Raw genomic sequence first — 13,708 nt, forward strand, 5'->3', positions numbered from 1 at the left:
CTAATGGCATGGTTTAATGCAAACTCAATCAACATAGATAACAATTCAAATGTAGCTCAAATTGTTAGCGGCGAAAGCGTTGCTAATATTAGACCCGGCGATGGGCTTATTGTCGGATCATTTAATCCTGTTGAAGTCAACAGAGCATACGCCACCAATCAAGGGCAATTCATTGAGTTAACTACGCCTTGGGGTAACGCCACACAGTCACAAGTACCTGCCATTGTTATACCAACCAGTGGCGACTTTAATAGTGCCGTAATCGCCCTAAAAAACGCCAATACGATGGTTAATGACAATGTGCGGGCAATGGTGGATTGGCAAACAAAAATGGGGGCAGTACAGTTTACTGATCTGGATGGTAATATTCAGACTGTAAAAACACTTCGCGAAATGCAAAGTGAAATAGATAGTGCAAACCCCTACCCTTGGGCGATGCGAAAAGTAGAATTTGAAGCGCGTAGGCAGCAAAACATAGAGAAGTTTGCTGCAAGTGGGTTTGTGCATTTTGGTAAGCACTATGAGGGGGCTGAGCAATCACCAATAAATCAAGGCCTAACATCGTGGCAAACTCAGCCTAACAAACTCTATATCGGTTCTGCGGCAACCAGCTCTACACATAAGGGGGATTCGCTATCCCCTTTTGCAACGGTGACGATAGCAGGTATAGCCACCTATTTAGCCCATACTGGAGATGCAGTTTATAGCGTTATAAAGCTTCCCCCCGCCGAAGACGGTACGCGCACGTATGACAGCGAGACAGGTGTATCAGTCAGACACGCAACACCTGCAATTGCGTTTGCATCTGAAACAGCAACAAACAAAGTTGTCACAGACCGTGTTGATATGTGGGGTTTCGAACTTTTTCTGAGAGAGATAAACGAGGACGATCCATTTGTGTACGCCAATGGCTTAATTCAAAGTCGCGCTGCCAATATTTGTGGCGTAGCAACGGTAGAGGATGCGGCACGACCTATTACCTACTTTTCTTGGTACCAGGGGGACGATTCTAGTCGTGGACGAGGTGTGAATTGGCAAGCGGCAACAGATGCTCAGCGCATAGCAATCGCCAGTAACCCAAATAACAACATCTATTTTGATGATGCGACAGGTAAATTTTACCAGTGGTGCGTCAGAGGACGCAGTTTTGCAGGAGCGGGAAACGGGGATTGGGCATATTTAGAATCTATAGGTTACCCAGGAGCTGGCAACAACTTGAGCTTTGCTTATCCTCACACTTTAGTTGCGCCGCAAGGTAATGATGATACCCCTACCCCATACGTATCTGGGGCGACTCTGGGTTATAACACATTGTTTTATGCTAATTACGGCAGAAAACAGTCGTACTCGCACAATGGTGTTATGTATTCTAGATACAAGCAGGATTGTTATTTTTTAGTGTGTGGCACTATTACCCGTCTCAATACAGGCGCGTATCACCCTAGCTTTAACCCTTTTGGGTCCGCGTATGCAACAGACGGTATCAATTTAACTGATAGGACATTTTGGTACACAGCAACTGCCGCAATCAAATCTAGAACGGACGCCTTTGTAAATGTGTGTCAAAATCCTAACGCTACAGGCTCATTATCTACAACAACATCGGCAGGAGGTAAATTCCCAAGACCAGATGGAAGGTTTTATGATGCTATCTATGCAAGCGGTCAAGGCGGAGTATGTCGTGACATGCGTTATTCTGCAAGGGGTTTAACCCGAGAAGATTTTGCAGAGGCGGATTTAGCGATTAAATCGGGTGAATACCGTGGTAGAGAGTATACTACGACTAGTAAAGTGTTGGACCCCTCAGCGGCAGGGTCAGGGAATCACCCTAACAAGCTCAGGAAAGTTTACCCTAGTTTCGTGGGTGGGGAAAATGTGGCGGTACTACTCCTAGATACTTTAGAGTACCCTTGCACTTTGGGGGATGTTTTTCATTTGTATAACAAGAGCTTAGGCGTTGTATTCTCAGGTAAAGTAAGTAATGTAGGTGATAATTTTATCTATATACTTTTGGGAGATAAAGTAGTCTCAGATTGGACTGGGGATGAGGTGCTATTGGTGCAAACCAAAAAGTTAAATACCTCGGTAGCTGGTGAATACACCCATACTGAAGTCATTGGGGATCCTGCTGAAATCCTGCTTTGTGGTGATCTGGAGGATGGTTGGGTTGGTGATTGGGTTCCAGAGATACCTGACGGCACAGTTAAGGACTTTAAATTAAACAGACCAACCACATCAACACCTACAATATTGGAGACAAGTGATTCAGGGGTAAATTGGTCAAGTGTGACAACAACATGGAGCGATTTGAAGAATCTCTATGAATCAAAGGCCATTGCTAATTCTGCAATATGGCTAGTAAGTTATAGTACCAAGGCAAAATTAACCAAAGGCAGTGATAACGTTAAACCCTACAAAGATTGCCTTGGCGTTGTATCTATATTGGGTGACAATTTAGATGGTCGCAGAAGTATTGCGTACTCCCTCACTGGCGATATTTTAAACGTAAGGGCTTGGTTGGCTAGTGTAGAACGGTTGCCACTCCTTTCTTTAAGATATCGAGATGGGACGGGAGAGCTTAATCCCTCGGGGTTAGGATTAACTCACACCGATGTATCTGATTTACTCTATAAAGCAGATACAAATTACGTAAAAGTCTTTAACTACGCCGTAGAAAGCAATGGCCTAGCGTTAATAAATTACGCATACAGACAATTGAAATTCGACACTACTGCAGATGACTTTGGAGATGATGCAAAAGTACCTCTCTTTGATAATGCCAATTCTTCTGTGGATGATAATGGGAATCGAGTTTTAGTCGGGACGGCTCAAATAGTAGAACCTCTGGGGTGGATTAAAAATGACAAGTAATTTGCTACAACCAATTGCTGAGTTTATTCAGCGTGATGATAACGAACAGCCAGTTCTCAATGAACAAAGCCTACCTATTTTGCTTAGTAAGCCGGACACCAAAACCACAGCAGACATTGAGCGCCTGATCGCACTCGGAAAACCTCAACATGTTATTGAACGGTTTGCTGAGTTAGTCAATCTCGGTGAGCAGTGGGATTTTGCCTTTAATTACGTTGAGTATTTAAAGCAGTTAGCACAAGTCGAGGCGTTTAATGCTGATTTGCCAGTTATCGGCCAAGATGAAAATGGAGTTGACATTTTAGCTGAGCCAATCGCGCTACCAGTGGCACCAGAAAAGCCAGCGGTCAAAACTGTTGAAGAAGTACTGGCGCCATACGCTCGCACGCTATTTAAGATGCAGCGCGCTGAAAAGGTTTCAAACATTACTGTCGAAGTTGATGGAATGGTGTTTGACGGTGATGAAACATCGCAAGCCAGAATGGCTCGCGCCATCGTGCTAATGACACGCAGTGATGAAAAAACACTGTGGGTTTTAGCCGATAATACCCAAGTTGAAGTCACGAAAGTCCAGCTCAAACAAGCGTGCATGCTTGCTGCAAAAAGGCAAACCGAGCTTTGGGTTTGAGCAATAAGAATCTGAGGGAAAAAGTCCTCAGATTCCATTCTAAAAACAAATGCCTTTATATCTAGAATTCAGCGCCGCATTACAGTTTTCCCCCAGAGGTCCTAGCAAATGGACTATTAATTGAGGTTTGGGACTCGCTGAAGATTGAGCCCCTTGGGACTCATAATCTGACTATTTAAAACGTACTCGTATCTACTTTTAAAATATTAATTCTAAAGGTTGAAATGCGTTTTTATTCTTTCAACAGTATGTGACCATTTTGGTGTTTGAGGTTTGCAGACTGAATTCTGATTTCCAAACAGTCCTGATTCATTAAATGCTTGAGCCAACGGCACTGCTTTAATCCATTCAACAGGAACCAGATACTCTGCATCATCATCGTCTAAATTAGCGAAACTCGAATAGTCACCATCAGTTTCTAAGTCTAGTAAAGTTTTATTATCGTGCTTTGAAAACTGAAAGTTTTCTGCCCTTGATATTTCACCAGCAACTTTTCCTACAGCTACAAAGCCCGTTTGAGGAACTTTAACCCATACACTATCACCAGTATCTAACATGTTTAATGTATTGGAATACCAACGACCTCGACCCGCGGAAACAAAACCATATTTTAATGCATCATTCCAATGGCGCTCTTTACAATGCCCAAAAGAAACGTAAAACTCTCCATTCCAAGGTTCTTTTGCTGATTTTGAAATAACGCGCTCTTGGGTTTCCTCTGGTGCGATCATCCAAGCTCGACTTAAATACTGGTTTACTCCATCCTCAAATACTGTAAAAAACACAGCGTTAACAGGTATTTTCGCTTTGTCATTTAGATAGTTTATGATCCGTTCTGTGCTCGCGTCCAGTGCAGCATCTACAATGACCATTTGATGCGAACCCTCATAATTTATATCTTTGAAAGGAACACCAAACTTTGACTCAAACGCCCTATCCAAGCTCTGCTCTGCTATTGCACATTTCGAACTGTAGTCATGATAAATATCAACCAATTTACTGTCGTCAACTTCGACTACCCAAGAAGCGTAGTCTAAAGCCTGAGCTACGACATTTCTTGGTGTTTTGTCGCGCTTTAACTCAATGATAATGACACTTCCACTTGCATCCATAGCAAGTAAATCAATGTATTTATCAAAATCAGTTCGCACCTGACGACCAATAAGCAACCAATTTGGATTTAAAATAGAAATGTCTGCAACAATCTGCTCCTCCAATTGTTGTTCACTTTCCAAGGTTATTGTTTTTAATCTTGTTGGTTTATTACCTATTTTCCAGATTCCCTGTTCTATAGCCATAATTAGTCTAAGTCCTTCCCAGAAATGAATCGCCCCGATTTCATCGGACATCAGTTTGTTTATATCAACCAACCTTACATGACTCATGTAAATTAACATAATAATTTTCATGACTTCCTTTGTCACTTTAGTGAATTTCCCCCTTGGGGGTTACTATTAAGTACAAATATGTACAAGCCTTATCGGCTTCAATACTAGCGCAGGCCTAGGTGATGGATACTGGTGCTGTTGAGCAATAGCAAGCTCACAAGACACTGATGTGTCGTTATTTTATTTTTCATTGTTCCAAGTACTCAAGTTATTGAGTTTCATACAAGCCCTGATTGATTCACTTGAAAACAAAAAAACGAGGGTCTCCCCTCGCCTTTTATAGTCTGCATTGAACTTGCGCTTATTCGCAGTCGTTGGCTACATATGTTAAGTCATTAATATGTTCTGGACCGTCCATTATATAAGTGGCTGCTGCGGTGCTTGGGTCTAGGGTGTAGATCTTGGCGTCTTCACCTGAATTGCGGCCAGACACATACAGCGTACCATCGTTACTAACAGCTAGGCCAGATGCCCAATTTATGCCGTGTTCACCAATAAGGTCTAAAGTCATGCTGCCTTTATCTAGGGTGTAAAGGGCCTTGCCAGTTAGCACGTAAATCACGTTAGTATCTGCTGAATATGCAATGTCTCCGTGTGAGAAGTCATCTCCTGCATAGCTTAGTTTGCCTAGTACGGTTTTTTCGCCTGATAGGAGGTCAAACTCGTATAAATAGGTCTTGCTACTTGCTAGTAATTTTGTACCGTCGGGCGTTACGGCCGAACGATATAAAGGCCAAGAGACGGTGTTTGCTGCTAATGTTTGTTCAGCGTTATCTAATGATACTTTCCAAAGTGAAGATGCTTTAGTGGTACTATTATTTTGCTCCATAAAATATAGTTCACCGTTATATGCAGCTATATTAGACGCGGTATTGCTCACCCCTTCAACATAAGAGTAGCTATTGCTATTAACGTCAAAGTGATACACATAACTGGTGCTGCCTTCCCCAAAGTTGTTTATGCCGTAAATACCCGTCTTACACGTAACAGGAGGCTCTGGAGGTGAAGTGGCCTCCACTTCAGTAACTATAACATTATCGATCAATGCACCATATGAATCTGATGTGCCTAAACCTTGAAACCGCAATTGAGTTAAGTCGTTTACTGCTTCTACTGTGTATTCGTACTTAGTCCACCCACGGACCGTTCCATTCATGGTTACGAGTGTATTGTCTCCAAACCATGCACGAGCACGGTTAGTTGAATTATTATTCTCGACACGAGGTGAGTAGTAAAAGCTTACCTTGTACTTTTTGCCCACAGTGGTTGGGATATTCTGATAAATCGTATAGTTTGCCGTAGAGTCAAGCTCTAAGTATTGATCGCCATCTTGTGGCTCTATAATGCCAAGACTTTTCTTTTGAATTTCAAATTTAGCAGCTTCTTTACTCCAACCTTGGAGACTATTGAATAATGTCCAATGACCGGCGATATAGCCAGATGTTTCAAATGAGCCGTTGACGACCAAATTGTCTGCAGCGCTAGCCGTACCAACGACAGATAATAACGCCAAGGTTGTAAAGTTAATTTTCATAGCCACTCCAAGAGAGGATGCAATGTTAAATTAATGATAACAAAACACCATTTAAACTAGTACCATTGTCGTACTTTATGCGATACCGGTCAATGATTAAACTAAAAAGCAGAGTTTATGATGTTTTATCTATCTTAACACCCCTTAAAATTAATACTTTATTCTTACTATTTTGTCTGGATAGAAATTTAGAAGGGTTGCTTATCCCTTTATGATTAGAAAAACATGAGGAGGAAGCTCTAATGTGGCGGCGACTATCATTACGATAGTTTAGTGATTGACGGTGCAGTCAGCTGAGTTTTCTTGGTTACAGTAGTGGAAGTCTAAATAATAGCTATCTTTTTCAGGTCGCTTACCAAATTTGATCCGTTGATAAAGTAACTCTGCACCTTTGCGACCCATTTCAAATGGGTTTTGGCCAATGTTCATGGTTGATAAACCGTTTTTTAACGCCTGCAGTTGTACTTCTTCGGTATCGGCTGAAATAATTACCGCGGCGCGGCTTGCTAGCTTCTCTCTAAACGGCAACATCCGCTCGACATAATTTGGATGGAACTGTGCAAATCCAGCAACGGCAAGGAATATCGGTGGCTTATCATAACTCATCAACGCGAGGAGCTGACTTAGCGCATCCTCTCGCTTACCCATCGTAAACAACGGGCAACGTTCAAACTCTACCCAACCATGGCTCCCATTGAGGGGCTCGGTGCTGGTTTGCTCAGATAGCGCATACCTCACGCCATTCATGCGTTTATCTAGATTTGGTGTTGAGTGGTGCCCAGTTTGAATACAGATCTGCTGTGGTTCGCTTGATTTAAATGCTTTTGCCGCTTCACCTAAGGCAACACCGAAGGCAAAGTTATCTGTGCCAACATATGCAAGCCGGTAACTTTTATGTTCCTCTAGTAGATCTGAGTCAAAGGTAATGACCGGAATGTTAAGCTGTTTTGCTCTTTTTAGTGAACGCGATACCAAAAAATTAGACTCTGTGGTAGAGATCAACAATCCATCAACTCTTTTAGCAACTAAATCGTTGACGATTAAACTCTGCGTTCTAAAGTCTTGATAATCATCGGCACCATCATAAATACATTCAACTTCTGAGTGGTGCTTAGCAAAACTTTGGCAGCCCTTGAACGACTGCTCGTAAAAAGTATCGTTTTTGGTTTTACCCACTACGGCAATTGAAATTTTTGCCACTGCACTATCACTAAGAGTCAATGCTATTAAGCTAACAACCGCAGTAAACAAGCAGAATGGACTTTGCTTTAACTTCATGTTTCGAGTGAAATAATATCTTGTACTAGTGCAATCATAACCTATATTTGCAACAACGCAACTCAAAGCAATACCACTATTAAGTGTTAATTGCGCAGGGCGTGTTTTAATACAAACTGATGAGCATCCATATAATTTTTTATCGCATTTTGCGCAATCTGAATTGTCGCTGGTACATCCCGACTTCCTTTGTGAACCGAGTAGACATCCACTTTTTCCAGCTCATATTCGGGTACAACTCGTTCAAGCTTATGATTATCAAACGCAATGAGCTCAGGCACTAAACCAATACCAAGCCCATTTTCAATCAGCCCTATGGTATCAGACACCGAATTAGTTTTATGATGTGCTCTAAAAGACATCGACTTTTTAACTTGCCGCTCAACGTCATAGAAGTCGTAGTGAGACACCTTTGCTTCCCAGGCATTTGCTATATATGGTGCGGTCGACGCCTTAAAATTACTTCCCTTTGCTTTATACAAAACATCTCGAAATGAACCGACATATTGCTGTGACTGTTCAGTTTCATTAATTTTGCCAACTCTTACCGCAATATCTATTCCTCGCGCCACCATATTAAGTGGTTTATCTTCATTAATTAGATGCAAACAAATTTTTGGGTGTGTTTGTATTAGTTTGCACAGCGCTGGCGCGACTATTGTTTGCATCAATGCATAAGACGCAGTAACGGTTAGCCTGCCGCTTAACTCCGACTGTTTTGATCTTGCTTTTTCCCAAGCTACCTCAGAAAGCTGGCTGATCTTCAAACAATAAGCATAAAAATCTTTACCAACATTGGTGAGAGATTGGCTTCGCGTATTTCTATATAAAAGCGGAGTGCCGATCTCTTCTTCTAATTTTTTAAGGTGTTGGCTTATGACTGATTTGGATAGCGATAGTTTTTCTGCAGCTTTTGTTAATGAACCAGACTCAACAACCCCTTTAAATATCATCATTCTTCTTAATTTATTCATTCTGACAACTCTTCTAACGAACACAACTCATAAAAAAGACCGCAGCCCACAAAATAAAATCACAATAAATATACATTTCATTAATCAATTATCTTTAACAGTTATAGATGAATTCGAACACTTGGTCTACACCAAATCTCACCTACTTCTCACTGGACCTACAAGTGACATACAAGCATCACAAGATTATTCGTTTTGCCTCATTCAACTTAAGAAGAGGTATTGCAGCCATCAATGGAAAATAATCGCCAATATAGCAAGTTATGTTCAAGCACTTATGAATACTGCTATTAAAAAAGCGATCAACGCGGTTAAATCAATAAAGGTCTTTAAATATTGCGCACGGTTAGAAACATTGAGTTTGATTTTATGAAACAATTGAATTATGCTCAATTTATCGACAACATTAACGACCTAATCCTTATCAACTGCTTCCATACATCATAAAATTTTGCACACCTAAAGCTCTAGAAAGCTAAAAAACACCACCAAGCTATTAACAACCATTCACCAAAAAAGCTATTTTGAAGATTGTATACACTGCGCTTTAATGTTATTAGAAACGCAATTAAACCTTTCAACTTGTTAAAAAATGTAGAAAACCTTCCCTTCCAATTATCCCTATATCAATAATATTAAAGTACATATGGTTAACATTTTAACTACATGAACATTACTCTTAAGTTGCACGTCGACGACTCAATAAGATCTGATGCAACTAGAAATCGAAAAAATATATTGATTAAGGAAAAAAAATGAAATCAGTTAAATTAAAGAAAAGTGCTATTGCAATCATAACTTCACTTCAGTTACTTGGTCTTAGCCAACTGGCTACTGCGAATACAACCATCCCAGAAATCTCACCAATAATGTACGACACGTTAGAGGGAGATTTAGAAGGTTCACCACTATTTATTGATGTAGGATCAAATGACTTTCTCCTTACCCAGGAACAATGGCATACCATTCAAGTCTTTGCCGAGTCCGCGGTCAGCCTACCGAGTAATGAAGCCGCTTTTAGAAGTGCAACTCGGTATCCAGCAGATACCCCCTTAAATAATGACTACATAGCATTAATGAACACCTTTGAAGCCGTTAATGCATCTGGTCAGAATTGGAACCATCGCCTGTACCCAAGCATTATCGACCTTGCAACTAAGTTAGCAAATTACTCAGACACGCATGTATTGTTAATTCAGCCGTTTATTGATGAATTAACCAAATTACATAACGCGTCATTGAGCGGTGACTTACAGGCTGCAGAACAAAGTCGCCAAGTAGCAATTTCATTTTTAAATACATTTATGAGCTTTGTAGACGGCAATCTCACAAAAACCCAAACCGTGGTTGACCAACTCGTAGCCTTTCAGGGTGACTTAACTACTCACTCTGGACAATTAAACACCCTTGAGGGCACCTTCGAGGACATTTTAAATAAAGACCAACCTGCCAACATACGTGACCGTATTAGCACGTTACAAAGAAGACTCAATGATTTAAATGATGAAAAGAGTGACTTAAAAACCGGTATTGGCTTAAGTAGCCTAGGTGGTGTGCTTGGGTTAATCATTGGCGGTAGTATCCAAGGGGCTCAGTTAGAAGAGGTTAAGAGCGAAATCAACAAAGTCGAATCTCAAATCGAGACTGCGAATAAAGATCTAGCTCATGCAATGAGCCTTGCCGCCTCATATCAAATTGCCAAAGGGCAAGTAGAAGGTATGAACGACAAAATCGAAACCGCATTAAGCAATGTCCGCAAAGTTCAAGTACATTGGCAGTCTTTGTATGGAGACATGCAATCGCTTCGAGATGTATTAACGCAATTAAACAGTGAAAATGCATTACGTAATGCAACGTTATTGTAGCAGGAATTGTTTCTTCACCTCTTGCTAGTAATGCCAGCAACTCCTGGAAAGACATTGCTGACAAAGCAAGAACCTTTTTGCAAAACGCTTACCTGCCAACTTCGCAGCAGTAATACCAATGGTATTAAGTAAATGATCTATTTTGAAGCGGTGAAATAACGTTATTAGTCGGCTATTGGAAGTGAATTCAACGCGGTTAGCGCCAAAGCTGGCTGTTAGAAAGGCATTCATTATCCGAAGCCCAAGTTATTTAGTTTATCTAAATACGGAATTGTTAACGAAGCTAATAGGGTATTTCCCCCTTCAAATTGATTAGAGAATTAATTCAATTGGTATAAAAACACCACACATTCAAATTTAGCATCATAAACCAACACCTATTGAGCAACCTGTGTTTGCAGGGCGCTCAATAGACATGCCCTTTATGTTGCAACTAGGAGTTACTATGAAACCAACTTTACTAAGCTTACTAATTGGCTGCGCATTTTCGAGCCAAGCAGCAACTTGGAGCGAGATGTATAACCTTGAACTAAATCAACATTTACCTAGCGTAACGACATCCAACCAACAACAGATAGACACACAGAATTATTTAGTTTCAGCGCTACATGTCAATTTGAATGACGTGCTTGCCAGTGCAAGAGAGCATAATACCATCGTTATCGCTGCAGATACCCTAGATATTGACCGGAATATGATCTTTGATGCCCCAAATAAACGAGTTTTTATATTAGCACGCAGAATAACGGGTAATGGCACACTAAGCGTCAATGTAGACACCCAAAATGCCCAAGCATCAACGCTCGCCATTATGGCAGATAAGGTAGAGACGAATATCAATATCATCACAACTCATTCACCAAGTGATGGTGAAATAGAACGGTTTAGCGTAGCGCCAGACTCGTTTGGTACACTCTATCAGGTCGTTCAAGGTAATAAGTTCACAACGCCTATTTCGCCCGAGTTGACGTCCCTTATCTCTGTACATAAGGAGTATTTTTTAGACGCGTTTGAAAAGTCATTTGATATGGCCGCTTCTATTTATGATCAAAACCCTGCCTTGAGCATTGAAATGTTGAGCTGGCCCGAGTCTATTTTGAACGCTGCTAGTGATGTGAGAGAGTCATCAGTTCAAGCGAAGAACTTTTATTTACAGCTTGCAAACTTTAAGCAATTTTTATCGTACGCAACACTGAACAAAAACTACGTGCCGAGCCTTTCTCGCGATTTTTATGAACTAACAATTAAAGCTTATATTGATGCGATGGAGGCATATCAGAACAGCTACAATAATTTTCAGCAGCAAGGTCGGAGCTTAGAAAATAAACGTCAAGATCTGACTTTGATGCAAGATAATCTATTTGACATTGCATCTGCGGAGCAGCGAATTATTTCTCGCTCCGTTGAGCAACTGACGAGTCTAGTACAGACACTTGATGAGCAAAAAACCTCATTTGGCGCTCAGGAAAATAATGTGTTCAATTCTGGGGTCGATTTTCAGCAAGGGATCTTGGATTATAAGTTAAATAAAATCACTGAAATTGGCCTTAAAGTGCTTGAAACAGTAATAAGTGCAGGCACTGCATTTGCAGGCGCGGCGGGTGGAGACACGAGTGGCTTAAAAGAACTGGTCGCAAGCCTTCCTGCCACAATTCAAGAAATCAACGAGTTAAAAACTAAAATTGACGATATCGCGTCATTGATGGATAAAGTACAAACGGTTAGTGGCCAGCTCAATGTACTGTCGCAGAAAACAGCTGATCCGTTTTCTAGTAGTGAGCTTGCACAAGAATTCAATCGCCTTAACTCTTTAATCCCAAACAAAGAAGAAGCAAACAGGATTTGGGATGAATTTTTAATCACCGTTAAAGCGCAGATGAAAAAGGCCATAGACGAAGATATTGATGGTGCTAGCGACTATCTCATTGCTATCGAAAAGTTGATTAACCATGGTAAAGCGATTGTTGCTGTAGAAATAGATATTGCTCAAGAGCAGTCTCGGCAGATAGATCTACGCATCACGGCTGATGCAAAACTTAAACAAATCAATCGTATAGATGCATTCTTACAAAACAATCAAAATAGTATAGACGAAGTACAACAAATGGAAGAGCAACTCTTCCGTACTTTGAACAATCTAAAGCGCCCTATATTTGTCGCGTTAACAAACTATCAAGCAGCATTTAGCTACTGGTCTCTCGATGACTCGATAGTGACGCCAAGTCTTAATCAAAGTTATCAGGAGTATCGTCGCGACTTGGCCTTGTTACGTGAACAAGAAGCCGCCTCATTATTGCGCTTTACCCCACGCCCACAAGACTTTATGTTGACGATCGAAGAGTTAGACTCGCCGCAACAGCTCGCCGACTTTGCGCAAGACGGTGAGATGAGTTTTACACTGTCTTTGAATGATATTGATTTTTCGCAGTTTGATCGAGTTAGGTTAGATGAAGTGAATGTTATATTAGAAGGGCCTGGATTGAATGAGGACCAGCGCTATGATATCGAAGTAAGATCCAGTGGCTCGTACCAAGACAGGTTTAAAGGGCAAAACTATCAATTCAGCGCCGAGTCTTTATACCGATTGATAAGTTACGAATTAATCGATAGCCAAACCACACAGATAAACCCAATTACAACAGGTGCAATATCAGGTGATTATGCGATTAATTACTTTAAACCTACGCCATTTACCACTTGGTCCATTAAGCTCAAAAACCCAGCGCTCTATGACTTAAGTAAAGTAACAAACATTAAGGTTTCTTTTAGCGGGAATGCAATACCCAAACAATAATTTACTTTTGCGGTAGGCCACTTGATGTGGCCTACTTGTTTGTTGCACAAATTTTTGTGGTGATAGCCCACCAAAAAGCTCGCTGGATAAACCTGCTCCTACCCGTTGTAACAACCACTTTATGTGGCTATATCTCACCAAAAAATCGCAGGGTGAACCTGCTACTACCTGTTGTAGGAGCCACTTTATGTGGCGATATCTCACCAAAATAATCGCAGGGTAAACCTGCTCCTACCCGTTGTAGGAGCCACTTTATCTGGGGATATATTACCAAAAAGCTCGCAGGGTAAACCTGCTCCTACCCGTTATAACAACCACTTTATGTGGCGATATATCACCAAAATGATCGCAGGGCAAACCTGCACCCACCTCGTTG

General features: G+C 41.1%; 9 protein-coding genes. 5 read left to right on the top strand and 4 right to left on the bottom strand.

Going from position 1 to position 13,708, the window contains the following annotated elements; translation table 11 throughout:
• Positions 1-3 precede the first annotated feature (3 nt).
• Positions 4-2,871 (top strand): hypothetical protein, encoded by a 2,868-nt coding sequence (locus tag CEX98_RS17805; protein WP_099643358.1) that lies wholly within the window; start codon positions 4-6, stop codon positions 2,869-2,871.
• The gene (locus CEX98_RS17810; RefSeq protein ID WP_099643359.1) at positions 2,861-3,499 is read left to right on the top strand and encodes a DUF4376 domain-containing protein; all 639 of its coding nucleotides are present in this window, start codon (positions 2,861-2,863) and stop codon (positions 3,497-3,499) included. The genes CEX98_RS17805 and CEX98_RS17810 overlap by 11 nt, the downstream gene beginning before the upstream one ends.
• 212 nt (positions 3,500-3,711) lie before the next feature.
• On the opposite strand, the gene CEX98_RS17815 is transcribed toward CEX98_RS17810, so the two are convergent.
• The 4 genes from CEX98_RS17815 to CEX98_RS17830 form a co-directional block, all read right to left on the bottom strand.
• Entirely contained in the window at positions 3,712-4,908 is a 1,197-nt protein-coding gene (locus tag CEX98_RS17815; RefSeq protein ID WP_242441745.1) for an endonuclease NucS, read from the bottom strand.
• 280 nt (positions 4,909-5,188) lie between these two features.
• Positions 5,189-6,421 (bottom strand): DUF642 domain-containing protein, encoded by a 1,233-nt coding sequence (locus CEX98_RS17820; protein WP_099643360.1) that lies wholly within the window; start codon positions 6,419-6,421, stop codon positions 5,189-5,191.
• Positions 6,422-6,691: 270 nt separating this feature from the next.
• On the bottom strand, positions 6,692-7,621 hold the full coding sequence (locus CEX98_RS17825) for a substrate-binding domain-containing protein (protein ID WP_242441746.1): 930 nt from the start codon (positions 7,619-7,621) through the stop codon (positions 6,692-6,694).
• A 164-nt stretch (positions 7,622-7,785) separates the two neighbouring features.
• Positions 7,786-8,673: a LysR family transcriptional regulator gene (locus tag CEX98_RS17830; RefSeq protein ID WP_099643362.1), complete on the bottom strand. Its 888-nt coding sequence runs from the start codon at positions 8,671-8,673 to the stop codon at positions 7,786-7,788.
• 755 nt (positions 8,674-9,428) lie between these two features.
• Here CEX98_RS17830 and CEX98_RS17835 point away from each other — a divergent pair.
• From CEX98_RS17835 to CEX98_RS23115, 3 genes are all read left to right on the top strand, one after another.
• Positions 9,429-10,538 carry an alpha-xenorhabdolysin family binary toxin subunit A gene (locus CEX98_RS17835; RefSeq protein WP_242441747.1) on the top strand — a complete coding sequence of 370 codons (1,110 nt, stop codon included), beginning with the start codon at positions 9,429-9,431 and terminating at the stop codon, positions 10,536-10,538.
• A 445-nt stretch (positions 10,539-10,983) separates the two neighbouring features.
• Positions 10,984-13,332 carry a hypothetical protein gene (locus CEX98_RS17840; protein ID WP_099643363.1) on the top strand — a complete coding sequence of 783 codons (2,349 nt, stop codon included), beginning with the start codon at positions 10,984-10,986 and terminating at the stop codon, positions 13,330-13,332.
• 189 nt (positions 13,333-13,521) lie between these two features.
• The coding region (locus CEX98_RS23115) for a hypothetical protein (RefSeq protein WP_206780898.1) at positions 13,522-13,708 on the top strand (187 nt) is incomplete at its 3' end.

The sequence above is a fragment of the Pseudoalteromonas piscicida genome (genome assembly GCF_002744175.1).
Lineage (GTDB): Bacteria > Pseudomonadota > Gammaproteobacteria > Enterobacterales > Alteromonadaceae > Pseudoalteromonas > Pseudoalteromonas piscicida_B.